This is a genomic window from Hymenobacter sp. BRD67, from assembly GCF_013256425.1.
Taxonomy (GTDB): domain Bacteria; phylum Bacteroidota; class Bacteroidia; order Cytophagales; family Hymenobacteraceae; genus Hymenobacter.
On sequence record NZ_CP053906.1, the window covers coordinates 15,206 to 38,804 of the forward strand.

The following is a 23,599-nucleotide window of genomic DNA, read 5'->3' on the forward strand; positions in this document are numbered from 1 at the left end:
CTGACGGGGGCCACGGCGGTAAGCTTCAACGGCATCAACGCCACCACCTTCAGCGTGGTGAACGCCACGACCGTAACGGCCACCGTGCCGGCCGGGGCCACGAGCGGCAACGTAACGGTCACAACGCCGGGCGGCACCAGCAACGGGGTGCTCTTCACCGTAACCTTCCCCGACCTTGTCGTGAGCACGAGCGGGCAGACGGTGGCGGCGGGCACCTACAACTCCATCACCGTCAATAGCGGCGGGGTGGCGACGCTGGGCGGCGCCGTAACGGTAAACACGAGCACGACCATTAACAGCGGCGGTACGCTCAATACGAACTGCCAGCCCCTGACCGGAGCGGCCACGTTTACACTGGCGGCCGGCGGCACACTCGGCATCTGCGACGCGGCCGGCCTCACGGCTACCGGCAGCACAGGGGCGGTACAAACCACGGGTACCCGCTCGTTTAGCCCCGATGCGAGCTATGTGTACAACGGCAGCACCACTACCCAGGTAACGGGCGCGGGCCTGCCCGGCCAGGTGCGCAACCTGACCACCACCAACCCGCAGTTTCTGACCCTGAGCCAAGCCCTGCGCGTGGCCCAGGTGCTGACCGTGGGCGGCAGCGGCAACCTCGTGACCAACGGGCAGGCCCTGACCCTGCTCAGCAGCAGTGCCGGCACGGCCCTGCTCGTGAACAGCAACACGGGCATGGTGAGCGGCAGCGTGACGGTGCAGCGCTACCTTGATGGGACGCTCAACGCCAACCTGGGCTACCGCCACCTCGCGCCGCCCGTGAGCGGGCAGACGGTCGCGGCCTTTGCCAGCGGCGGCAGCGCGCAGGTAGTAAACCCGGCCTACAACAGCAGCCCCACCCCGGCCAGCACGCCGACCTTCCCCACCGTATTTGGCTACGACCAAAGCCGGCTGGCCTCGGCCACCAACAACCTGAGCGCCTTTGACAAGGGGTGGTACTCGCCGACCAGCCTGAGCGACAACCTCCCGGTCGGTGCCGGCTACACGGTGCAGGCCACGGGCGGGCAAACGCTGAGTTTCACCGGGGCGGTGGCCAGCTATGTGATGCCCGTGTCCTTCAACCTGAGCCGCGGCGCGGACCCAGCCGCCGGCTGGGCCTTGGTGGGCAACCCCTTCCCCTCGCCGCTCGATTTCAGCGCCATCCCGTCGAATCAGTTCAGCAACGTAGGCCAGTCGATGTACGTGTTCCAGAGCAGCGGGCAGTATGCGGGCAGCTACCGCTCCTACGTCAACGGCGTGGGCGGGGGTAACCCGCTCATCGGGATGGGCCAGGCCTTTTTCGTGCGGGTGAGCACCGGGCAAGCCACCGGCCGCCTGTCGATAGGGAATGCCAGCCGCGTAACCAGCTACGGCCAGCAGGTGGCCGTGCAGCGCACCGGCGCCGACCCGCGCCCGCTGGTGCAGCTCACCCTGGGCGGCGCTGACACCACGGACGAATTATATGCCTACGCCCAGGCCGGGGCCACGCCGGCCTTTGACGGGGCGTATGACGCCTATAAGCTCAGCAACCCCACCGGCCTGAACTTGAGCAGCCTCAGCCCCGATGGCCAGCGCCTGAGCGTGGACGGGCGCGGCGAGTGGACCGCGGCTACAGTGCTGCCGCTGCAAGTGGGCGTGCCCACCGCGGGCAGCTATACGCTCACGGCCGCGCAGCTGAGCAACCTGCCCGCAGGCCTGACGGCGTACTTGCGCGACGCCGAGACGGGCCAGAGCCTAGCCCTGACGCCGGGTACGAGCTACCGCTTCAGTGTGTCGGCTGCCCAGGCGCAGGCCCTGCTAACCGGGCGCTTCACGCTGCAATTCAGCGCGCCGGCGCCGTTGGCAACGGCGCCGGCCCAGTTGGCTGCGCAGGTGAGCGTGTTTCCCAACCCGGCCCGCGAGCAGGCCAGCGTGCGGGTGCCCGCCGTGCCCGGCGCCAGCCAGGTACGGGCCGAACTACTGAACGCGCTGGGCCAAGTGGTGCTGCGCCAGCAGGCTAGCCTGCCGGCCAGTGGCACGACGCTGACGCTGCCCACCGCCGAGCTGGCCGCGGGGGTGTACGTGCTGCGCCTGACGGCGGGCGAGACGACCGTGACCAAGCGCCTGACGCTGCAATAATGTAACCCGGCCGGCGCCGCACCCAATGGGGCCGGCCACTTTTTAGCTTCCTTTATGAAACCCGTTTTGCTACTTTTCCTGCTGCTGGGCGTGGTCACGCTTAGCAGCCACGCCCAGGCCCCTAGTTCGGGCGGCCCCACGCCGCAGGCCGACCCACGGCCGTGCCCCTTGATGGGGGTGCTTCGCTGCTGCTAGCCTCGGGCGTGGCCTATGGCCTCAAACGCCTGCGCGACCGGCGCCGGGCCTAGTACTCGCCGCTCCGCTGGAGGTTACAAAAAGCGCTCGCTGGCTTCGGCCGGCGGGCGCTTTTTGCCTGCGCACCTAGCTGGGTGTGCAATACGGCCATCCTTTAGCAGAAAAGAGCTAAGTGCATGTTAAGGACATATTAGATGTGATAGGTAATTGGTTTATAGTCAGGCGTGACTTCCACTTAGTTCAAAAGCCAGATTCAATAAACCAAGTGGCTGTTTCTTCTTGGACTGCCTTTCTGAACCAGTCAAACTGAAGCAATTGGTGTAGTGGGCCACAGCATATAAAGGGCCAATAAGTTTGCTCCTTTTGGGGTCTAGTGGTCACCTGCTTTCTACTAAGCAGACGGTCAGCTGCGGAGTTGCTGCCCGTTCCTACTCGTTGCGGCCGATCTGCTACTTCCGGAAGCGGCCAGGTGAGTCACTGCCGGGCCATTGCTTAGGCGTCGGGACGCGGCTGGCTAGTGGCGGGTGACGCAGGAGCGGCCGCCGCGCTAGGTCACGGACTAGCCCAGGCAAGCCACTCGTATGATTCTTTTGTGCTGTACCCCTGGGGGCTGAGGATCGCTACCTTTGCCCAATGTCCGCGCCCCTACCTATTCTGCTCATTGAGGACCAGCCCGTCATCCGGCAGGCGCTGGCCGAGTACTTGGCCGCGCAGCCCGAGTTCGACTGCGTGCTGGTGGCCGACTCGGTGGAGGACTTTCTGCGCCGGCTGCCGGCGGAGCTGGCCGGACCGGTGCTGGTGCTCAGCGACATTGGCCTGCCCGGCCGCTCGGGCATTGAGGGACTGCCCCTCATTCGGCAGCGCCTGCCCCAGGCCCAGGTGCTGATGCTGAGCGTGTACACCGACGCGGCGCGCGTGTTCGAAGCTATTTGCGCCGGGGCCGTGGGCTACTTGGTCAAGAGCCTGCCGCTGCCCCAGCTCAAAATTCACCTGCTTGATGTGGCCGCCGGCGGCTCGCCCATGAGCCCGCAGGTGGCGCGCCACGTGCTGGAAGCATTCCAGCGCCAGCCCCCGGTGCGGGTGGCGGCCACGCCCGCGGCCCGCCTCACGCCCCGCGAGGAGGAAATTGTCGCGGCTGTGGAGCAGGGCTTGAGCTACAAAATGGTGGCTGAGCGCTACGGCCTGAGCACGGCCACGGTGAAAAACCACATCCGGGCCGTGTACCGCAAGCTCGAAATCAACAGCAAGGGCGAGCTGCTGGCTCTTGCCCTGCAGCGGCGCGGGTAAGCGCGGGTGTAGTCCTTTTGTGCCATAGCGCCGCGTGGCCGTGCTGCCGAGCTTTGTAGGCGCTAGCAGCGGCCTAGCCAGCGGCGTTTGTATTTCCCTGCTCTCTTTTTTTCTGCCTCCTATGGCACACCTCTTCCTTCCTACTGCCCTTTCCCAACAAGGTGCCCGCTGGCTGGCGGCCGGCCTGACGGCGCTAGCCCTGCTGCTGGCCCCGGCCGGCGCAGCCCTGGCCCAAACCACCACCTTTAACTACACCGGCGGCACCCAGACCTACACCGTGCCGGCGGGTGCAACCGCTATTCAGGTAGTGGTGGCAGGCGCATCGTCGGGCACCTACGGCGCGGTTAATGCTGTGGTGGGGGCGCAAGTAACGGCTACGATACTCGTGACGCCGGGCGAGTTGCTGAGTGTGGTGGTAGGGGCCAGCCGGGGAGCCAGGCCGGGGGCTACAACGGCGGCGGTAACAGCACCGGCGGCACCGGCGGCGGCGGCGGGGGCACCGACATCCGGCGGACAAACGGCACGAGAACCGACGACGTCTCGGCCGCGCGCAATGCCTTGGTGGTGGCCGGGGCGGTGGCGGCAGCCAGTTCGCCAACGCTGCGCAAGGCGGGGCGGGGGCCTGCCCAGCGGCGCTAACGGCGCGACTAATAATTGTACCAAAGGCGGCTACGGCGGCACCCAATCGGGCGCCGGCTCCGGGTCCTATAATGGCACGATAGGCACCGGCGGCTACGGCGGCTCCTACAACGGGGTTGGCTCGCCGGGCGGGGGCGGCGGCTACTACGGCGGGGGTAGCGGGTATCTTGCTTATTGCTCGGGGTCCTTTGGATTTGGCGGCAGCACCTACGCGGGCGGCGGGGGTGGAGGCTCCTCGTGGACTACGGCTACGGCTACCGGCGTAAGCTACGTAGCGGCTCCCATCGGCAATGGCTCGGTCACTATCAGGGCCACGGTGCCCAGCTTGGCGACTTTTGCTCCAAACCCGGGCAGCATAGGCCAGGCGGTTACGCTCACGGGCAGCAACCTAGCGGGCGTCACGTCGCTTCTGGTGAACGGCGTAGATGCGACGGCCAGCATTACCAACAACACGGCTACCAGCCTCACCTTCCGCGTGCCCGCTGCCACGCCGGCCACGGGCACCACTACGCTCACCACGGCCACGGGCGTGGCCACCAGTACGGCGTTTACGGTGGTCCCTCAATCCAACAACGCGCTGGCCTTTAACGGCACGAATAATTACGTGAGCCTGCCCTATCTGACCCCAGTGCCGCTGGGCAACAGCGCCTACACCCTCGAAGCGTGGATAAAGCCCACCAGCATGGGCGTCTACGGCATCATTGGCTGGGGCAACTACGGCATCACCAATCAGGCGACTGCCCTGCGGCTGGACCCGGCCAATGGCGGCTCTGTCCGCAACTACTGGTGGGCCAACGACCTGATGGTAACGACGGGCAACCTAGCCGACGGCAAGTGGCACCACGTGGCGGCCACCTTCGACGGCACGACCCGCACCATCTACGTGGACGGGGTGCTGAAAGGCAGCGACACGCCCAGCGGCCACAACGTGCCTAATGCCGCTAATCTGCGTATTGGCTCGACCAGCGTGGCGACGGCCAACAACCCACCCACCGGCCTCGGCACGGGCGAATATTTCCCCGGTAGCCTTGACGAGGTGCGCATCTACAACGTGGGGCTGACCCAGGCCCAGGTGCAGGCCGATATGTTCAGCGCCAGCGGTGCGGCGGCTGTGCCAGCCAGCCAGGTGTACTACGCCAACTTCGACCAGGGCATCGCCGGAGGCAACAATGTCGGCTTGACCAGCCTGCCCGACCTGAGCGGCAACAACAGCACCGGCACGCTCACCAACTTCGCCCTGACCGGCACCACGAGCAACTGGGTGCGCAGCTTCCCGACCATCACCGGTATCAGCCCCAACACGGGCAAGTCGGGCACGAGTGTGACGGTAACCGGCACCAACCTGACCGACGCCACGGGCTTTGCCTTCAACGGGCTGGCCTCGGCCAGCTTCACCACGCCTACCAACGACCTGACGGCCACCGCCACGGCCCCGGTGGGCGTGCTGACCGGGCCGCTGAGCCTGAGCGCAGCCACGCTCACGCGCTACAACGGGCCGGTCTTTACGTTGGTTAATGACCTGGTGGTAACGACCACCACCCCCATCGCGGCCGACAGCTACAGCAGTATCACCGTCAACAGCCCCGGCGTGGGCACGCTGGCCGGCAACGTGACGGTGAGCGGCAGCACGACCGTGGGCAGCGGCGGCACGCTTAACGACGGCTGCTTCGTGCTCGGCGGCCCCAGCAGCTTTACGCTGGCGGCGGGCGGCACGCTGGGCATTTGCAGTGGCCAGGGCATCAGCGCCGCGCCGGCCGCCACGGGCAGCATCCAGAACACGGGCGCCCGCTCGTTTTCCACCGACGCGCTCTACACTTACACTGGCACGGCGGCCCAGGTAACGGGCTCGGGCCTGCCGGCCACCGTGCGCACGCTCACGCTCCGCAACGCGGCCGGCCTCACGCTCACGGGCGCGCTCACGACGGCCACCAGCGCCGTGAGTTTGACCACCGGCGTGCTGAGCACGGGCGCGGGCGCCCTCACCCTGGGCCCGGCGGCCACGCTCAGCGAGACGGCTACGGGCTACCTGACGGGCACGGCGCAGACGACGCGCAACCTGAGCACGGCCGGCGCTCCCGAAACCTTCGGCGGGCTGGGCCTGCGCCTGACGCCCAGCGGGGCCACGCTGCCCGGCTCCACGCTGGTGGTACGCACCACCGGCGTGGCCCGCGCCGGGGTCGGCTCTAGCCAGAGCGTGCTCCGTAACTACGACATCCGCCCCACCCAGACTACGGGCCTGAGTGTAGACTTGACCCTGACTTTCCGCGACGACGAGCGCAATGGTATTGCGGCCGCTAACCTGCGCCTGTTCAAGAGCGACGATGCGGGGGCCACCTGGCAGGGGCAGCCGGCCACCATCAGCCCCACCGCCGCCAGCGGCAGCCAGCCCACTACTTATTCGGCCAGCCTGGTCAGGGTCAGCAACTTCAGCCTCTGGACGCTGGGCAACTCGGCCAACCCGCTGCCCGTGCAACTCGTCGCCTTCACGGCCCAGGCCGAGGGCCGCGGCGCCCGCCTGCGCTGGCGCACGGCCTCGGAGCTGAACAACGCCTACTTCACCGTCGAGGCCAGCGCCGACGGGGTAAACTTTAGCGCCGTGGGCCAGGTGCCCGGCCACGGCACGACGGCGCTGCCCCAGCAGTACACCTACTTCGACGCCGAGCTGAGCCGCTATGGCGCCCTAGCTGTGTACTACCGCCTGCGGCAGGTAGACGACAACGGGCAGCGCACCTACTCGCCCGTGCAGGTAGTGACCGTGCCAGCGGCCGGCCTGCTGAGCCTGACACCCAACCCGGTGCCGACCGATGCGGCGGCCCGGCTGGTTGGCGCCGCGCCCGGCGCCGAGGTGCAGGTGTTTGACGCCGTGGGCCGACGCGTGCTCCTGACCCTGGCCGACGCAGCGGGCGTGGCCCGGCTAGCCTTGCCGGCGGGCCTCTACCTGGTGCGGGCCGGCACGGCCCCGGCCTTGCGCCTAGTGGTGGAGTAAGCTTATTGCTTTCCCATGTTTAAGCCCCCGTCGTCGGTTGGCGGCGGCGGCTTTTTGCGGGGCGGTGGGGAGGAACCGGCCCCTGGCCGCTCCCGCGCTGAACGCGTTACTGCTTCAGCCATTGGGCCTTATGGCCCTGCCGAAGTTGGGTTGATTGCTTCCTTTCCCGGCAATTCAGCCGACGCTCACGCCATCCGTTAGGGCTGGACGCCCAACCACCACGGCGCCGGGGCCTGGGCGGAAACGGTAGGGCAGTTGGTCTGAAGTTGCCCGGAACGCGCCCGTTGGTGTAGCTTGCAGCTTTGCTGCGTTATGCTCCGCTGCTTGCTGTTCGTCTGCCTACTGCTGCTGGCTCTGGGGGCCCGCGCCCAGGTGGCCGGCCTGCCCAATCTGGCCGACACAGTCCGCACCCGCTGGGTGGACGCCGACAACACGCCCTGGCTACGCCAAATACGCTACTGGCCCCAGCCCGAGGAGCGTCCGCTGGGCTGGTGGCAGGCCCAGGTGCGGGCCCACCCCAGCCCACGCTGACGCGGGTCACGCTACTCGACCGCCTCACCGAAGCACTGGAAATTACCGACCAGGCGGCGTCGTACGCGGCGCACCTCGAAGCCTGGCGCCTAGCGTTTCAGCTGCCCTACCCCGAGGTGCGGGCCGAGATGCTGCTGGGCCTAGCCGACTACCATGCCGAGCTGGCGCACTACGACTCGGCCGCCACCTACCTGCCCCTGGCCGAGCACCAGTTTCGGCTCGACCACAACCTGGGCGGGGTGGTGCGTTGCCTCCTTCGCCTGGGCCGCATGGCCGACTACCAGGGGCGTTACGCCGCCAGCCTGGGCTATAACCAACAGGCCCTGGCCCTGGCCACCACCGGCAACACCAACCGCTTCCGGGCCACTGCTTACCTCCAGCTGGCCACCACCTACACCCAGGTGGGCGAGTTGGCTGAAGCCCGCCGCTACCTGCTAGCCGCCCGGCAAGAAGCCGAGCAAGAGTACTACCCCGACCGCCTCAACCTGGCCCTGGGCGGGTTGGGCGAGTTGGCCCGCCAGCAGGGCCACCCCGCCGAGGCCCGCCACTTCTTTATCCGCGCCCTGGCCGTGAGCGAGCGCATCGCCGACGTGCCCACCGCTCTAAACATGCAGCTGGCCCTGGCCCGCCTGCTCGCTGACCAGGGCCAGCTGCCGGCCGCTGCCACCGCCGGCCGGCAGCTGCTCGCCCACCTCCAGGCCGCCCACTTGCTGCTGCTGGTGCCCCCGGCCCAGGCCCTGCTGGCGCAAGTGGCCCTGCGACAGGGCCGGGTGGCCGAGGCCGTGGCCTACGCCCGCCAGAGCCTGGCCGGCAGCCGACGCGCCCACCTGCTGCGCGGGGTGGCTGAGGCCAGCGCCGTGCTGGCCGACGCCTACGCCCGCCAGGGCCGCTACCCGCCCGCCCTGTTGGCCCTGCACCATTACCTCGCCGCCCACGACAGCCTGCTCGGCGAGCAGGCCCGCCGCCGCGCGGCCGTGCTCGAAAACAGCCAGCAGCAGCGCGAGCAGCGGGCCCGCATTCGGCTGCTGACCCAGCAAACCCGCTTGCAGGCCCAAACCCAGGAGGTCGCCCGCCTGCGCAGCCAGCGCACCGTGTTCGGGCTGGGCGCGGTACTGCTGCTGACTTTGCTGCTGGCCGGCGGGCTGTTCTGGCAGTACCGCCGCCGCCAAGCCGCCGCCCGGGCCATCGCCGCCGCCGACCTGCGCCAGCGCCTGGCCGCCGACCTGCACGACGACGTGGGCAGCCTGCTGACCCAGGTGAGCCTGCAAAGCAGCATACTGCGCGAGCTGGCTCCGGACGCGTCGCCCTTGCACGGCCGCCTCGACGCGCTGGCCACCACCGCCCGCTATGCCGCCCAGCAAATGACCGACGTCGTGCTCTGCCTGCATGAGCAACTGCACACGCTGCCCCAGCTACTGGCCCGCCTGCGCGACCACGCCCACGAGGTGCTCGCCCCGGCCGAGGTAGATGTCACCTTCGCGGTGCCCGCTACCCTGCCGGCCCCCTCACTGCCCCCGGAGGTACTGCACCAGCTTTACCTCATCTACAAGGAAGCTCTGCACAACGTTGTCAAGCACGCCCAGGCTACGCAGGTCACCGTGACGCTGACCGTGGCCGCCGCGCTGACCCTGCACGTCACCGACGACGGGCGGGGCTACGACGGGTCCGCTCGCCCCGGCGGACAGGGTCTGCGCAACATGCAGGAGCGGGCCCGGGCCGTGGGCGGCACCGTGCGCTACTACCCGGCAGCGCCGAGCGGCCGCACGGTCGAGGTGCAGCTGCCCCTGTAGGCGGCTGCCAGCCGGGAATCAGCGGCAGCGGCTCAACTCGCTGGCCTAGTAGTCCCCGGTCGGAGCTTGCCACCGCGCGGCCGCTAACCCAGTAGCCGCTCCCTCGCCAGCAGCACGGCTTCTTTTGCGCCTGCACCATTTTCTGGCTGAATTTAGCCACTGTGCTACCAGAATATTGTCTTGAATAGGTCGGCCCCGAAAGGTGCAGTGGCTGTTGCAGAAGTAGGCGCTTGGCCTGCGGTACCTTGGGCTTATGCAGGGCCACAAGCAATTCGTCGACAAAGTCGTGCTGCGCTTCCAGTTGTCGGAGCGCGTGCCGCAGCACAATCTCTACCGCCGCTTGCGCGAGCTACTCGACTGGGACTTTCTCTATGCCCAGACGCAGCCCTTTTACAGCCACACGGGTCAGCCCTCGCTCGACCCGGTCGTCTTCTTCAAGCTGATGCTCATTAGTCGGCTGGAAAATTTGGTCAGTGACCGCCGGCTCATTGAGCACTGTAGCCTGCGGCTCGACATCCTCTACTTTCTGGGCTACGACCTCGACGAGGAGCTGCCTTGGCACTCGACTATCAGCCGCACCCGCCAGCTCTACCCCGCTGCCGTCTTCGAACACCTATTTGAGCATGTCTTTGCCCAGTGCGTGGCCGCTGGCCTCGTCACGGGCCACACCCAGGCCGTGGATTCAGCCTTTGTCAAGGCCAACGCTTCACTCGAAAGCTTGTGCGAAAAGCAGCCCGCCGACGCGACGGGCCCTACGTTACACGTGGCCGGTGAGCCGGTGACCGACGCGTCAGGCCCGCTACCAAGCACCCTTATTTCCAGTCCTGCGCATCAGTTACAGCGCCTGGCCGCTACCCACGCCCGCTACTTACGCAATGACAGCGGACCCTTGGGCGCGGCCGTCCGCAAGCCCGTTTACTGAGCAACAAGACGCACTATAGCCCCGCTGACCCCGACGCGCGCATCTCCGTTAAACCAGGTAAAGCACGGGCTCTCAACTATCTCTGTAGTATGGCCGTGGACGAGGCCCACGGGGTTATCAGCCACGTGCAAGCCGACTTTGCCGACCAGCGCGATTGCACCTTGCTGCCCAGTATCGTCACGCCCTTACACCAGCGCCTGACCACGCAGGGGCTGCCGCTGCGCGAGGTCGCGGCGGACACGAACTATTCAAACGGGGTGAACTACGCCCTACTCGAAGCGCAGGGCATCACGCCCTGGATACCGGTCTTCGGCAAGTACAAGCCCCAGATTGAGGGCTTTAGCTATGACCAAGAAGCCGACTGCTTTACCTGCCCAGCTGGCAAGCAGCTCCTATTTAAGGGCTTCGACTCTGACCCAGACGGCCGGCTTAGTAAGCGCTACAGTGCCTCCAGCCGTGATTGTCGCTTGTGCCCGCGCAAGCCCACCTGCGCGCCGAAGAGTACGAAACGCAAGCTTACGCGCACGGCCTACGATGCGCAGTACCGCCGGGCGCTCGCCCGGCAGCAGAGTCGCCCAGGCCGGCGCATGCGCCGGCTGCGCCAGCGCACTGTCGAGCCTGTATTTGGCAGCTTGCTCCAGCACTACGGCCTGCGACGAGTCAATACACGGGCCGCAGTAGCGCCCACAAAACGATGCTTTTGACCGCTATCGCCTTTAATCTCAAGAAGCTACTCAAGCATCAGCCCAAAAAGACGCAATGCTTGGCCATCGCCCTGCCAGTCCTATCACCCAAGGGGTATTTTTTGCGGTCCTGGCAGAGGCGATACCGCCATCATATCGGCTTGGCAACGGGAAGGCCAAGAGTTCTGCAACAGCCACTGCACCTTGCTGACCCGCCCTTTTTCGGCTTCTGAAACCCCTGCCACGAGCAAGGAAGACGCTTGTGGTTTACTTTCTGAGCCAGCCGCCCCGTGAGGCACTTTCTGAGCCTCTCAAGGGGTACCTTTCGGGCTGCAAGTAAGGTCTTATACCATCCAGCGTAGACGAGCTTCCTGCTTCACGAATTGCCCAGCTGGTCTTAATACTGAAAAAGCTCCTGCAGCCGCTCACATACTGCTTGCGCCGTGGCTTTAGACAGGGTGCCTAAGCGGCGCACCAAGCGGGTCTTATCCACCGAGCGGATATGGTCCAGTGCTACCTGGCCTTCCTTGCCCTGAAAAGTGCAGTCTACCCGGGAGGGGTAATCGCGCCGGGTGCTGGTCAGGGCGGCAATGGTCACCGTGCGCAGGTGGCGATTCATCTCGTCGGGGGAGAGCACCACGCAGGGGCGAGTCTTGTTAATTTCGCTGCCCTGGGTCGGGTCGAGGTTGATGAGCCACACCTCGAAGCGCTGCACCGCTACCACTGCCATTCCGTTTCCTCAAAGGCCTCCTCCGAGAATCCCTCCAGCAGCTCGCCCTCCGGGGTCTGCCCCTGGGCAATCGCGTGCTGAAAGCGCTCGTCCCACCCCTGGCGGCGGGGCTTCGCCACTGGCTTGATAAGCAGGCCCTCCGGCGTGGGCTGCAGGTCGACCTCGCCGGCGAGGTGGTACTGTTGCAGTAACTTCTTGGGCAGCACAATACCCTGGGAATTGCCGACCCGAATCAGGCGCGTGTTCATAAAGCAAATGTACGTACAATGTACTTACATGCAGTACGCAGTATTCGTTCTCCAACCAACTACCAGTAATTGGCCTTCCTGAGCCCCATATCATGCTGCCAGGTAACCAGCAATATGTTCAATACTGACCAGCATGTTCAGTTAAACGACCGTTTTTATGAACAGTGCTGAAATGTATTACACACCACTAATACCGACGCGCACTTTAGCCCTCAACCAGTGCCAGAAAGGCCGTGAACCGGCCGTTCGGAGAAAAGCGGCCTCTAACCCGATCCCTTCGCCGGTCCACCCCCGGGCCCGCCGGGCGGAGGCCTTAGCGGGCCGTTACCACTTGGTTGCTCCGCGCATGAGCCGACCGTTTGGGTACGTAGCTGGGGACCGCCGATTGGGCCAGCACTTGCTTGATGGCGGCCGTGACGATGTCGGGCTGCTCCAATTGTACGTAGTGCCCGCTTTGGGGCGCGAGCAGCTGCGCGCTGCGGGTAGATAGGCGCAACTGGTCTTGCTGCATCGCGCCCCACGCCCGGTTTATTTGCTGCCGCCGCGCGGCGTCGGGCTCGTCTTCTTGGTCCCGGGTGGGGCTGGTGCCGGTCACCACGCGCAGGGGAATGTCGCCAAACGACATTACCGGCCGCGCCTCGTCTAGCAAGGCCGGAATCTGCGCCTGTTCCTCCAGCACCGCATCGACCGACTCGGGCAGGAAGGCCCGGTTGACCAAGTTGATACGGTCGTTGGGACGCGTGCCCGCGTACTGGGACGTATTGAGGAAGCGGACCACGCCCACCGCCGCCGCCAGGCGCACGACCCACCGGGCGGGGCATCATCCGCCGGTAGCGCGGCAGGCAAGCGCCGGAGCTGGTCGGGGTGCGAGGCCTCGACCAACACCACGCCGCGCACCTCCGCCGGGTACTGTGCCACGAAGGAACGGAGCAGGATGCCGCCCAACGAATGCCCCACGAGCAGGTACGGGGCGGGTACCCGGCCCGATGCAGCAGCTCGTGCAGGTCTCGGGCCATGGCGGCGCCGGTTGTGGGCCGCGTGCCGCGTTCGCTGCGCTGGATGCCGGCGCGGTCGTAGGCAAACGCGGTGACAAAAGGCGCCACTTGGGCCACCACCCGCTCCCAGGGCAGCAAGCCTCCCGGGTCCAGTCCCGATTCGAAGACCACGACGGGCCCACGTGGGGCCGTGGCCAAGTAGTGCAGCCGGTGGTCGCCGACAGGTAGCAGGCGGCCCGTTAGCGGATAGGTGCGCCGGGCCCGCAAGCGCCCGACTTGCTCGTACAACACGCCAATACCCACGGCCAAGAGGACCAGCAGCAACACAATGCGCCCGGCTTTCTTCAGTATTCTCATCTCGCAAGATAGAAGACCGCAACACTCACCGTGGCCCCGAGAGAACACGTTGTGCCACTACTTCATTTTTAGCTCCCCTACCCGTTGCTAAAGCACGCGCCCTGGTCAGTTCACAAACCCTCGTTTTGCTTAACAGCCACGTTCGGCTCGTTTGTAGTACTACTAAATCACTTAGTAAGGTACTTGGGGTTCAGAAAACTGGTTGCTTAAATCAACGTTCACAAAACGCCCAATCGAGAGGCGTTACGTAAACTCCCCTACCCTTCCAAGAAACGCTCATTTGCTGGGCTATTCGCGCGAGTGCCTTAACGGCCCCGAAAATGCGCGTTTTTGGGGCCGTTTGCGTGCACCGTTTTTTGGATGGGTCGCTAGTCCGAACTACGTGCGTTTTCTTGGCTGTATGCGCTCAGCTTTCCAAGGGCGAGTAAAAGCGCTTTTTCGAGAAGGCGGGCCCGGTCAAGCAACGCCTCTTTGTCATTCAAAACCCGCCACCGGCACGGAACTAAGTTGGAAATAGCGCCGCAAAGCGTCTTGCTCCCCGGCGCGCAACGGGCTGAAGGAGACCGTAACTGACGGGCCTGTTCGGGTAGTGAATTTCAGGTAGGGTCCTCTAAAATTCTTTAATTCTACCTTGGTCAAGCTGTTCAGGGGAAGGAGTAGTTTCGGGCGTAGAGCGCAAAGGGCTTGTGGATAAGAAGCCGCTCCGGGGTACAATGCAGCACGGTATACTGAATCAAAGAGACAACAGCGGCGATGGAGAAGGCAAAAACAGCGACCCAATCCACGTATTGAATGAAAGCAAAGCGGTAGCAGACGAGCAACAAGAGCAGCAGCACAACCAGGATGGGTACCAATACTTTGACCCAAGAGCTTTTGAGAGTTAAGTTAGCTACTACGCTCTTCATTTAAACGGTTGTTTAGCTGTACTAATTAGCCAACAGGAGCGCTGGACAGAGCCTAGTACTGTGGGGTGGTCTAGTTACGCTGGACAGTTTAGGGCGTTAAGTTGAAGAAGTTGCTGGTGAGTATGATAGGGCGTCTGGTAGTCGATGCTAGAGTACAGCCGCTCGTGATTGTAGTAGTCAAAATAGTCGGCGACGCTGGCTTGGGCATCGGCCAGGTCGGCAAAGACGGGCCGCTCGCGCAGTTCGAGCACCTCCGTTTTGAGGCGTGACCAGAGACTCTCAGCTTGCGCATTATCGTAGCAGTCGCCGCGGCGGCTCTGCGAGCGCAGAGCCTGGTGGTCGTGGAGCAGCTTGCGGTACACGTTGCCGCAGTACTGCCCGCCGCGGTCGGAGTGGACAAGCAAGTCCGGTGTGGGCGGCTGAGCCCAAAAAGCGCGTTGCAAGGCCGTGGTAATCAGCTCCTCGGGCATGGTGGCCATGACGTGCCAGCCCACCACCTGCTTGCTAACCATGTCCTGGTACGCGCACAGATAAGCCCAGTCGCCGTTGGCCAGCGGCAGATAGGTGATATCGCTGACCCATACCTGGTTAGCTTGCGTCGGCTTGGGCTGGTTGAGTAGCCGGTTCGGCGCGCAGCGCAGCCCGTGGGTCGAGTCGGTGGTGCGTGGGGTAAAGGCCTTGGGTTGCAGCGCGTGCAGGCCCCGGCGACGCATGGCCCCGCGCAGGCGCTGGCGCCCGACATGGTAGCCCTTGCGGCGCAAAGCGACCTGCAGCCGGCGCGTGCCGTAGCGGCGCTTGTGTCGGCCGAAGACCTTGACCAGCGCCTCTTCCCAAGCAGGCTCCTTCTCGCTACCTACTTGTTCTTGAGTTTGTTGCCATGCATAATAACCGCTGGCCGGCACCGCCACCACCTGGCAAAGCAAGCGCACGGGGTACTGACTCCGCTGCGCTTCGATAAAGCGATAACGGCTCATTGGTTGTCGGTCACCGAGAAGATGGCAATGGCTTTTTTTAAAATTTCGAGCTCCTGCGCTTGCCGCCGGTTGGTGGCCCGCAACTGGCGCAGTTCAGCGGCTGTGGCCGGGTCAAATTCTGCCCCCCGGGCGGCGGCCACCGGCGTGAGCGCTTCTTTTTGCCACTTGTAGAGCAGCTTAACATTGATGTTTAAGGCCCGGGCGGCGGCTTGCGTCGAGCGGCTTTCACCGGCTAGGCGCAGGGCCTCGGCCCGAAAGGCGGCGTCATAACGCCGGCGTTTAATAGGTTGAGGGCTGTCTTTCATGACGTGCGAAAGATAAGACCCTATTCTGTCCAGAATTACCCGACCACCTCAGTTTTACCCTTGCGGCCCCTATCCTCAGCTTGTAGTACTTTGCTACTGTATCTACCACCTAATCGGGTCTCATGCGGCTAGTGGCTTTCCTATTCTTATTTTTTGGTGTCTGCTCCTTAGTATCTGCACAGGATAAACCAGTGGACCTCCCTGTAGACCCCATCACGCATCTTATTACCTATTCGGGCGTTGTAGAGCGTCCAGGAGTGTCCAAAACGGAACTCTATGCTCTAAGCAAGCAGTGGTTCAGCGCTTTTTTTTCTATTCCAAATGGTGAGTCTGTTTCCTTCGATGAGGCAGCGGGTACTATGGAAGGCATACAGCACCGTTACTATCGCAATAGTATTGAGGGTTCAGCCATGACTTCGACTATTATCCTTTGGTATACCGTGCGCGCAGCCGTGAAAGATGGGCAATATAGTTACGTTATTAACCAATTCCGGCTCGCAAAGTATGGGGAAAATCCTACTCCTTTCTTGCCGGCAGGACCAATTGAGGCATTCATCCTAACACATCCTGCTAATCGTATGCTGCGGGACCTTATAGAACAGCAGCGGAAACACGTAAAGGGTGCTGCGGAAAACTTCCTAGAGAATTATAACTACGATATGAAGAGTAAGCCATGAAATTTTATATACTATAAACGGTGAAATACGGCTTGTAAAAAGGGCAATAGGCGCTGTCCGAGAAGGTACGTGGCTGTTGCAAAAGAGTACTGAGCCCCAAAAAAGGTGACTGGGTTGCGGCAGGGCGATGGCCGAGCTAATCGGTTGCGGAGGAGCAGCAGCGCGTAGATACTTCTTCAGATTGTAGGCCATGGCGGCCAAGTACATCACCTTGGCGGCCCCAGCTTGGCGTTTTTTGCTGATCTGGCGCAAGCCGTAGGAGGTGATCAGGCTGCCGAGTACGGGTTCGACCGTGGCGGCGCGCAGGCGCCGCATGCGTTTGCCTACTCGGGTAGCTAGGCGTGCTAGCATGCGGTCGTAGTGGGTTTTGTGAGGCGTGTGGTGTAAGCGTTTCTCCTTGGCCTTCTTGCCCTTACACTGTTCCCGAATGGGACAGCTCTTGCAGTCAGCGGCCTTGGCCATGTAACGTTTCTTGGCGTGTCCCTCCGAATCGACGAACACTTTGTGAAAGGTCAGTTGCTTGCCCTGACTGCAGGTATAGCTGTCACTGACAACATCATAGATAAAGCCTGTGCGCTCGGTCTTGTACATCCCATGGGCGGGGATATAGCCGGTTAGGCCGCGGGCTTCCAGTTGTTCATAATTCTCGCCCGAGCAATAACCGGCATCCGCCACGACAAGGGACATGCGCAGGCCGAAGGTCTGCAAGCGCTGCTGCGTAGCCTCCACAATGGCGAGCAAGTACCGGCTATCCCGCCTGTCAGCCAAGTCTGCATGGCTATGCGTAATAACATGCCGCGCCGCATCGACACTCACACTGGCTGTGTAGGCTAGGATGCGCGCTTTGCCCGTCTTGAAGGCAACCCGCGCATCGGGATCGGACGGACTATAATGGGTCAAGTTGCTGACGAGTTGACCCGGCTTGGTGGGCCCCACCTTGCGAATAGCCGCCTGGAAGCGCTGTAGATGCAACAAGCGCTCGGCCGAAGCGGTGATGGCTGGCGCGGTCGCGGGCCCATGGAGGTAGTTGCTTCAGCTGCTGCCAAGGAACGCTTGGGTTGCAGCCGGCTGATGGAGGCGTTGGCTTTAATGTAAGCGGAATCAATCACTTGGGTGTGCCCGCTCACTAAGGCCTGTTGCACACAGGCCCACCACGTGCGTAAAGCAGGCCTCAAAGACGGCCACAGACAGCCGCTGGCGCGTCCGGCAGACGGTACGATGACTAGGCAGCGGCTGGCCGAGCTCATAGCCGAGAAACGCGCGGATGCCGACGTGCAGGCTGGCTAGCTCGACCAGCTTGCGGTCAGACGTAATATTCTCCAAATGCTGGACTAAGAGCAACTTGACAAAGACTACGGGGTCGAGCGAGGGGCGGCCGATGGGGCTATAAAAGGGCGCCACCAAAGGCCGCACAAAGCCAAAGTCGATGCGCTGGAGCAGGCGCAGATAGACGTGGTGCGCAGGCACGAGCTTGACCAACGACGTGCCGACGGGATGGAAGCCTAGCATAAGCTAGCAACTTACTAACCCGCAGCAAATTGCCTTTTGCAACAGTCACGTGGGTTATGATAAATACCTGCCTTCATACCTGAAGTTCTACTTGTAGTAAGCTTTAAGCATGAAGAGGACCATTCAATTAACCAAGATACCATTTGGTTAGTAACTATGGAGTTTGCTGTGGAACAACTCCTCCCCCTTAACGTCAGTCGATGACTGAGGGAGCTCAAGGAGCCCTGAACTGAGAGCTCTTGCCATAGCCTACGTTCGCCAGTTGATTAAAAGTGCCCTGTGCGACTAATGCTCCGCAACAACTGGTTTTGTAGTAGCTGGTCGCGATATGCTCCTTCCACGGCCAGTCTGGCAGGTCCAGGTTTCCCCGTCTCTTGAATAAGGCGGTCGGCTTCCTGCCGAAGTTGCAGGGCCTTAATCATATTGTCATTGGCCTGCCCCATAGCCCGCAAGCGCTCAGCTTCCGTCATCGAGTACCGTCCTGGATTCTTCAGCGTGGCCATCAACTCAATACTCTGGGTGGTCATCTCGTCGGCAATCTTCTGGTAGTTGAAGGCCGTTTCGACGTTCTTTTTCTTGAGTACCTCTTCATAAGCATATGCCGAAGCAAAGGCTTCCTCCCGCATGTTCTTATAGTCATGGTATGTGAAGGATTGCGCCCCATTACGCCCGATGTCCAGCCCCGAGAATGCCTGGTACACGGTTTCTACGTCCGGTGCCGTGCGCCCCTGCAGTGCCTGGTGCAGCCGCTGTGCCTTGGCAATGGCGGGCATATAGTCGGGTTGAGAACTGGTATTCATGGCCATGGCCCGGCCGAACAGTTCCAACGGATTGGCATAACGCAAATCCTTTACGGATTGCACCTTGCGCAGGTCCGCCTGAATCTGCTGTTGCAGCATTAACGTCTGGCCGGTGATGTTTTTCACCTCTCCCGTGATGTCGCGGGTGACCCCGGCAATCTGCCGGGCATCCTGAATAACCTGATAGTTCTTTATGGTTTCTCCCCACTCCCGGAGTTGTCGGGCGAACTGCCCGATGTGTACGCCCATGTGAATAGGGTCATTAACCACCATCTGCGCCCGGCCTGCTGTTGCATTAGCAAGCAGGCTTAAGGTCAGGACCGTTGCTGCAAACCGATGTTGCATACTTAAAGAAGCTAGGAAATAAGTTTATTAGGAAATAAATTAGCGCGTGCTGCTGGTAGTGGTCGCACCGGTAGTCAGGAGTATGGGGTAGCCGTCGGGCAGGCGCACGTCGCGCAGCTTCTGGCGCGGCGTTGAGGTCCGGCTTACTATGGCTGCAGCCACCCGACCACCCACGCCGACTACCGAGTTAGCGGCCGACGCGGTGCGGTCAATAGCCAGGCCCACTTCCTGGGCGCCAATGGCCCGGGCGTCATTGAGGGGGTTATCACCGGCGGGTAATGGCTGGCGCTTCTGCGGGTCTATCATGAGGCCAGGCAGGTAGTGATAGTCGAAGATTTCAGCCGCCACCCGTGTAGGTCCCAGGCGGCTGATATTAATGGCCACGTGGTTAGATTCTACGCTGGCGATGCCGGCAAAGACCAGATTCTTCGGGAAAGTCTGCCCGCTGATAACGGCATCTTCTACCAGGCGAAGCAGCACTACCGAACCAGTACGCACCTTCTGCTCCCCGTTCACCACTGCCTTGTAAAAGATTTCAGGTAGTAGCTCGACCTGAGTAGAATTAGTCGAGGCGTAACTATAAGAACCAGCTTTGATGGTGCCAAACGCATCGGTGACCGGTATGCCTTCCGTTGGCGAAGTGGTAGCACCAGCGGTGCGAAGGACCGCCCGACGGTCAAAGTAGCGGCGGCCGGTCATCTGCTCATACGCAGTGCGGGAAGCAGCCGGGGCAGCATCCAGCATGTCCAGCACGTCGTCATTTTGCTCATAGGGCACGCCATCGGCCGCCGTGCGGGGCCGGGCACTGGCTCGCAGACGTCGACGTGGGTCGGCATTGCCGTTGCTACTCCGGTTACTGGTCTGCACGAGCGGTATGCGCACGGCCCGGTACGCCCCGGTCTGTGCATCCACGGCCGTCATCTCCGTCGAATCAGGCGGCGGCAACGCGGCCCGGGCCTGCCGCTCGGCGGCCGCCAGCGCGGTGCGGCGGCGCAAGGCAGCCTGGCCTACGGTATCCACGGCGAGGCCACCGGCCAACTGGTCCGGCGTGGGGACTGCCCCCGGCAGCTGCCCGCCGGCCTGGCGCGCGGCGGCCTGCTTTAGCTCGATAACGTCTGTGGGGCGGGCGCGGCGGCGGGGGTGGCGGGGCAATGCTGGGCTCCATGTTTTGGGAAGTAGCTGCCACCGGGTTGGCTTGTTGCGCTACTTCCTGCGAAAGGGAGCGGGCGTAGAAAAACAGCGTTACCGCCACCAGCAGGCCGATGCCGACCAGCAGCGGCAGCCAGTGCCGGCGGGCCAGCTCGCCCACCGAAGGGCGCGGCGGAGTAACAGGGGGAGAAGCATTGCCGGCCGCCGGCGGTTCGGTAGCAGGGGATTCGCCGGCAGGATACACCGGCTGCATGTTGGGCTCGGGCATGGGGAAGGTGTTAAATGGCTGCTGCCGTGTTGATAACTTTGCTGGGTACTTTCAGCACCAGCACCCGGGCCCCGAACTTCTCGCGGAGCGTGATTTCAAGGTGGCCCCGGTCGGTGGCCGCGTACAGGGGCACGGCGTAGAGCAAGTAGCCTGTGGCCCGGGCCGGAATGGTCTGGCTGGCTTCCCTACCCGCCGGCGTGAGCGGGCGCTGGGCTTCGTTCTTCTTCTTACCCAGAAACTTCTTGCGCGAGTTTTCTACCAGTTCGAAGTCGGTGAAGTCCACGGCGTAATCAATGGTTGTGGTGTTGCGCAGCTTCAGGCGCAGGTAAGTGAAATCCTTGTCGTTACGCACGTTAGCCAGCGAGAGCACCAGGTCGTTATCGGCGGTACGCAGCCCGCTGCTGTCGGCGTGCTTGGCAGCGGCCAGCTTGGCCAGCCGAGCCTCGGCCAGCTCCCGCTTTTCCTGTCCCTGGTTCAGGGCCAGCGCGTCATCCACCCCGGCGCCGTTGCGGGCATTGCCGGCGCTCACACCCAGCTCGCCGCCATCCTGAAAATCGTAGAGCTGCAGTACCGGCCGGCCCGTGTACACCAAATGCCCCATCCAGTAGCGCGAGCCGTAGCGCACTAAGATGGGCGTGGGCGGCGGGTTGCGGCGGCGGGCGCGCACGAACACCGCGTTGGTTTCAATCTTAACCAGGTAGTGCGGTGCCTGACCTACGTCGACCAGCGACACCGGGCCAGGAAACACCAAGTACGTGGTGGATGAGTCGGAAACAGCTATTTCCAGCTGCATTTTCGGCGCTACGTTGGCCGGATGAGGCGTCGCGGGAGCGGCCACGCTGGCCACCAAAGGCCGACTGGCTTGAGCGAGCACGGAGAACGGCAGCAGGGCGAGCAGCGAACAAGCTGCCAGGGAGGAGGATAAACGCATGAGCAAGAACAGGGGCAGAGGTTAATGGGCGGGTTGGGAGGTGGCTGGGGTTGGCGCGGTGGGAGCCGGTTGCGTCAGGGGTACGCCGGCCGCTTCGGCTTCTTCGCGCAGCTTGCGCTGGCGGGCCTGCTCCTGGTCGCGCAGCTGGTCTTTTTCCTGCTGCGTTACGGGTGGGTTGTAGGCGATGAAGTCGAAGTCGGTGATGAGCAGCCCGAAGGGGTTGGCATCGGAGCGGTCGGTTTCAACCAGGGCGAACTTGGCCCCCAGCGGCTTGCTCTGGCTTTGCTGGTCGCCGATAAACACCGTCTGCTTGATGTAGGCGCGGCCGGTGATGGGCCGGTGGTTCAGGTCCAGGTGAATGCTGTCCACGGTCACGGCCTGGCGGGCGCCGTAACGGATGTAGTTCTGGAGTACCTGGCCGCGCTGGAAACTCTCGAACAGAAAGCGCCCGCCCCGCTCTTCAATCAAGGGCAGGCCCGCGTCGAGGTTGTGCTTGAAAGAGTACTGGTCGTGGCCGAACATGGTCAGCAGAAAGGTCTTCACCAGGTTGCGGGCCTCGAAGGACGTGTGGCCCGTGCCGCGGCCTAACTGGGCCGAAAAGGAGCCGGTGTCACTCACCACGTACACGCGCTGGCCGGTGGATTCGTAGGCGCGGTAGAGCAGCGCGCCGGAAGCGACGGTCACCACGCCCAGCAGCGCCAGCGCGGATAGCGCCATGGTGCGCATGGTGATAAAAGTCTTGTTCAGGTCCTGGACTGAGTTCATGAGTAAGTCGAAGAAGTTGGGTGATAGAAAGGAGCGGAGCCGCCCAGGGATTTTCACCCCACTGCCCCTTTGTTAGAGCGGCAGGTACACCATTTTTCGGGCGTCGGGCGTACCCAGGGGATTATGGTAGGGATACAGCACCAGGCTGGCGCGCTGGCCAGCGGCGGGCGTCGTGGCATAGGCATACAGCACTCCGCGCACGGTTACTTCGCGCCACGGTCTCATGCTGATGGTAGCGTCACCGGCTTGACCAGGAAGGGTTACGCCCGGCTCGCGGAGCGTGAAGCTGGCCAATGTATCGGAGGCCCAAGGTCCATCCAGCGCCATCTCGGTGGGTATCTTCTCCCTGGGCGCGTAGCCCACCGGGTGCCATTTAAGGACTGCTTCGAAGGGCAGCCGGTACCCGGGGGCCACCGGTGGGTAGTTGCCCTTGATGGACCGCCACAGAATGGGTAGCTGTAGGATAGCGGGCTCCGCCGCATCCGCAGCTTTAACTGAAACAAGCTGCAGGTAGCCATCCTTGGGCAGGAGCTGCTCCACGGCGAGGCGCAAATCAATTGGCTTATCAGGCGCCAGTCGGGGTGGCTTGGTGGTAGCGAGTTTCCAGGCGGCTTCACGTGCCTTGGCTTCGGGCGAGTTCGCACCGGCGGTGGCTACCTGCTGGAGCGCATCGTCCGCTTTCTCGTTATCACTCTTGCATCCGGTAAGAAGCATGCCTGCGCTTAGCAGGCTGAAAAGAAGCTGTTTCATCGTGGTAAGTGGTTAGCGCCGCCGGCGGGTGGGAGCGCCCGAATTGCCGGCGGACATGGTGGGAAGGTCGGCCGAGGCGGAGCCTGAGGGAGCATTGCCAGCGCCTCCGGCGTGGCCGCCGCCTGCTTTATCCGGGCCAAAGCCCAGTTTGCGGCCCAGCGCCCCGCTGGCCCGCCGCCGAAGGCACCGGGAAATGCTACTCCGCTGACGGCGCCGGCTGCACCGGCTACGGCCCCGCTAAACATGCCCACGAAGCCCTGCACGGTCGAGGAGCCAATGAGAAAGCTGGTCAGCCAGGGCACCATGCAGTAGAGGATGACAAAGCCGATGGAATTGATGAGGTAGGTTACATCATTAGCATAAGCACTCGGGGTCATGCCGGTGGGCAGCAGCACGTTGCCCGTGGCCGGGCGAGTAGCCGCGTAGTTAGCGTAGATGGTATCCAGCAGGGAGTAGGTCAGCGACCAGAACTGCACGGCCATGAAATTCTGCAGCCACTGCTTGCCCAGCTGCGCGAAGGGGGCAGCGCCGACAGGCAAATGGCGATGGGCCCGCTCACGTACAGGAAGGCCACGATGTATTGGCGCACCATGACCAGCACCTGCCGGATGAGCACGACGGTGCTGGTCGTGAAGAGTTCGGTGAGCAGGTTGAGCAGGGAAAAGTTGGTGAGCTTATCCCAAATAGATGTGATGGCCCCTATCTGCTCATTGACAAAGCCCGCCGTGTTCGTCGCCGTGTCG

Annotated in this window: 26 protein-coding genes; 11 read left to right on the forward strand and 15 right to left on the reverse strand. The window is 63.3% G+C overall.

The features are described from left to right. Positions 1–57: 57 nt before the first annotated feature. The 9 genes from GKZ67_RS21385 to GKZ67_RS21420 all read left to right on the forward strand — a co-directional run bounded on the left by GKZ67_RS21385 (position 58) and on the right by GKZ67_RS21420 (position 11,169). Complete coding sequence (locus GKZ67_RS21385; RefSeq protein WP_173247502.1) at positions 58–2,115, forward strand: T9SS type A sorting domain-containing protein; 2,058 nt, start codon at positions 58–60, stop codon at positions 2,113–2,115. A 54-nt stretch (positions 2,116–2,169) separates the two neighbouring features. Further along, positions 2,170–2,310, forward strand: a complete 141-nt coding sequence (locus tag GKZ67_RS21390) for a hypothetical protein (RefSeq protein WP_254245318.1) — start codon at positions 2,170–2,172, stop codon at positions 2,308–2,310. After that, positions 2,277–2,363 (forward strand): PID-CTERM protein-sorting domain-containing protein, encoded by an 87-nt coding sequence (locus GKZ67_RS25430; protein WP_410505101.1) that lies wholly within the window; start codon positions 2,277–2,279, stop codon positions 2,361–2,363. Before GKZ67_RS21390 ends, GKZ67_RS25430 begins: the two co-directional genes overlap by 34 nt. Positions 2,364–2,943: 580 nt before the next feature. Beyond that, positions 2,944–3,597 carry a response regulator gene (locus GKZ67_RS21395; RefSeq protein ID WP_173247505.1) on the forward strand — a complete coding sequence of 218 codons (654 nt, stop codon included), beginning with the start codon at positions 2,944–2,946 and terminating at the stop codon, positions 3,595–3,597. 121 nt (positions 3,598–3,718) lie between these two features. Next, positions 3,719–7,222: a LamG-like jellyroll fold domain-containing protein gene (locus tag GKZ67_RS21400; RefSeq protein ID WP_173247508.1), complete on the forward strand. Its 3,504-nt coding sequence runs from the start codon at positions 3,719–3,721 to the stop codon at positions 7,220–7,222. A 312-nt stretch (positions 7,223–7,534) separates the two neighbouring features. Continuing rightward, entirely contained in the window at positions 7,535–7,753 is a 219-nt protein-coding gene (locus tag GKZ67_RS21405; protein ID WP_173247511.1) for a hypothetical protein, read from the forward strand. Then, positions 7,714–9,543 carry a tetratricopeptide repeat protein gene (locus GKZ67_RS21410; protein ID WP_173247514.1) on the forward strand — a complete coding sequence of 610 codons (1,830 nt, stop codon included), beginning with the start codon at positions 7,714–7,716 and terminating at the stop codon, positions 9,541–9,543. Before GKZ67_RS21405 ends, GKZ67_RS21410 begins: the two co-directional genes overlap by 40 nt. Positions 9,544–9,796: 253 nt before the next feature. Continuing rightward, on the forward strand, positions 9,797–10,465 hold the full coding sequence (locus GKZ67_RS21415; RefSeq protein ID WP_173247517.1) for a transposase: 669 nt from the start codon (positions 9,797–9,799) through the stop codon (positions 10,463–10,465). An 89-nt stretch (positions 10,466–10,554) separates the two neighbouring features. Then, positions 10,555–11,169 (forward strand): transposase, encoded by a 615-nt coding sequence (locus tag GKZ67_RS21420; protein WP_173247520.1) that lies wholly within the window; start codon positions 10,555–10,557, stop codon positions 11,167–11,169. Positions 11,170–11,545: 376 nt separating this feature from the next. Here GKZ67_RS21420 and GKZ67_RS21425 read toward each other — a convergent pair whose 3' ends face one another. From GKZ67_RS21425 to GKZ67_RS25435, 4 genes are all read right to left on the reverse strand, one after another. After that, entirely contained in the window at positions 11,546–11,878 is a 333-nt protein-coding gene (locus tag GKZ67_RS21425; protein WP_173247523.1) for a type II toxin-antitoxin system PemK/MazF family toxin, read from the reverse strand. Continuing rightward, positions 11,866–12,126: an AbrB/MazE/SpoVT family DNA-binding domain-containing protein gene (locus GKZ67_RS21430; RefSeq protein ID WP_173247525.1), complete on the reverse strand. Its 261-nt coding sequence runs from the start codon at positions 12,124–12,126 to the stop codon at positions 11,866–11,868. The genes GKZ67_RS21425 and GKZ67_RS21430 overlap by 13 nt, the downstream gene beginning before the upstream one ends. Before the next feature lie 313 nt (positions 12,127–12,439). Beyond that, complete coding sequence (locus tag GKZ67_RS21435) at positions 12,440–12,844, reverse strand: hypothetical protein (RefSeq protein WP_410505099.1); 405 nt, start codon at positions 12,842–12,844, stop codon at positions 12,440–12,442. Next, positions 12,769–13,083 carry an alpha/beta fold hydrolase gene (locus tag GKZ67_RS25435; protein ID WP_410505100.1) on the reverse strand — a complete coding sequence of 105 codons (315 nt, stop codon included), beginning with the start codon at positions 13,081–13,083 and terminating at the stop codon, positions 12,769–12,771. The genes GKZ67_RS21435 and GKZ67_RS25435 overlap by 76 nt, the downstream gene beginning before the upstream one ends. Between GKZ67_RS25435 and GKZ67_RS21440 the strand changes: the two genes are divergently transcribed. Beyond that, positions 12,991–13,203 (forward strand): hypothetical protein, encoded by a 213-nt coding sequence (locus GKZ67_RS21440; protein WP_173247531.1) that lies wholly within the window; start codon positions 12,991–12,993, stop codon positions 13,201–13,203. The genes GKZ67_RS25435 and GKZ67_RS21440 overlap by 93 nt on opposite strands. 919 nt (positions 13,204–14,122) lie before the next feature. Here the strand turns inward: GKZ67_RS21440 and GKZ67_RS21445 are convergent. The 3 genes from GKZ67_RS21445 to GKZ67_RS21455 all read right to left on the reverse strand — a co-directional run bounded on the left by GKZ67_RS21445 (position 14,123) and on the right by GKZ67_RS21455 (position 15,662). Continuing rightward, positions 14,123–14,314 (reverse strand): hypothetical protein, encoded by a 192-nt coding sequence (locus tag GKZ67_RS21445; protein WP_173247533.1) that lies wholly within the window; start codon positions 14,312–14,314, stop codon positions 14,123–14,125. A 143-nt stretch (positions 14,315–14,457) separates the two neighbouring features. After that, positions 14,458–15,357 (reverse strand): IS3 family transposase, encoded by a 900-nt coding sequence (locus GKZ67_RS21450; protein ID WP_173247727.1) that lies wholly within the window; start codon positions 15,355–15,357, stop codon positions 14,458–14,460. After that, positions 15,354–15,662, reverse strand: coding sequence for a transposase (locus GKZ67_RS21455; RefSeq protein ID WP_173247535.1), 309 nt, complete (start codon positions 15,660–15,662; stop codon positions 15,354–15,356). Before GKZ67_RS21455 ends, GKZ67_RS21450 begins: the two co-directional genes overlap by 4 nt. A gap of 122 nt (positions 15,663–15,784) precedes the next feature. Here GKZ67_RS21455 and GKZ67_RS21460 point away from each other — a divergent pair, with 122 nt between their 5' ends. Beyond that, positions 15,785–16,339: a DUF4468 domain-containing protein gene (locus tag GKZ67_RS21460; protein WP_173247538.1), complete on the forward strand. Its 555-nt coding sequence runs from the start codon at positions 15,785–15,787 to the stop codon at positions 16,337–16,339. On the opposite strand, the gene GKZ67_RS21465 is transcribed toward GKZ67_RS21460, so the two are convergent. From GKZ67_RS21465 to GKZ67_RS21500, 8 genes are all read right to left on the reverse strand, one after another. Beyond that, a complete protein-coding gene (locus GKZ67_RS21465) occupies positions 16,301–17,314 on the reverse strand; it encodes a transposase (protein ID WP_173247541.1) in 1,014 nt (337 codons plus the stop codon). The two genes, GKZ67_RS21460 and GKZ67_RS21465, sit on opposite strands and share 39 nt — an antisense overlap. Positions 17,315–17,440: 126 nt before the next feature. Continuing rightward, on the reverse strand, positions 17,441–17,848 hold the full coding sequence (locus GKZ67_RS21470; RefSeq protein WP_173247544.1) for a transposase: 408 nt from the start codon (positions 17,846–17,848) through the stop codon (positions 17,441–17,443). Positions 17,849–18,114: 266 nt separating this feature from the next. Further along, complete coding sequence (locus tag GKZ67_RS21475) at positions 18,115–18,993, reverse strand: hypothetical protein (RefSeq protein WP_173247547.1); 879 nt, start codon at positions 18,991–18,993, stop codon at positions 18,115–18,117. Between the two features lie 39 nt (positions 18,994–19,032). Continuing rightward, positions 19,033–20,145, reverse strand: coding sequence for a conjugative transposon protein TraM (gene traM, locus GKZ67_RS21480; protein ID WP_173247550.1), 1,113 nt, complete (start codon positions 20,143–20,145; stop codon positions 19,033–19,035). 275 nt (positions 20,146–20,420) lie between these two features. Beyond that, positions 20,421–21,341 carry a DUF4138 domain-containing protein gene (locus GKZ67_RS21485; protein ID WP_173247553.1) on the reverse strand — a complete coding sequence of 307 codons (921 nt, stop codon included), beginning with the start codon at positions 21,339–21,341 and terminating at the stop codon, positions 20,421–20,423. A gap of 21 nt (positions 21,342–21,362) precedes the next feature. After that, positions 21,363–22,106 (reverse strand): hypothetical protein, encoded by a 744-nt coding sequence (locus GKZ67_RS21490; RefSeq protein WP_173247556.1) that lies wholly within the window; start codon positions 22,104–22,106, stop codon positions 21,363–21,365. 72 nt (positions 22,107–22,178) lie between these two features. Continuing rightward, entirely contained in the window at positions 22,179–22,856 is a 678-nt protein-coding gene (locus GKZ67_RS21495; protein ID WP_173247559.1) for a hypothetical protein, read from the reverse strand. Next, a complete protein-coding gene (locus tag GKZ67_RS21500) occupies positions 22,853–23,395 on the reverse strand; it encodes a hypothetical protein (protein WP_173247562.1) in 543 nt (180 codons plus the stop codon). The genes GKZ67_RS21495 and GKZ67_RS21500 overlap by 4 nt, the downstream gene beginning before the upstream one ends. Positions 23,396–23,599 lie beyond the last annotated feature (204 nt).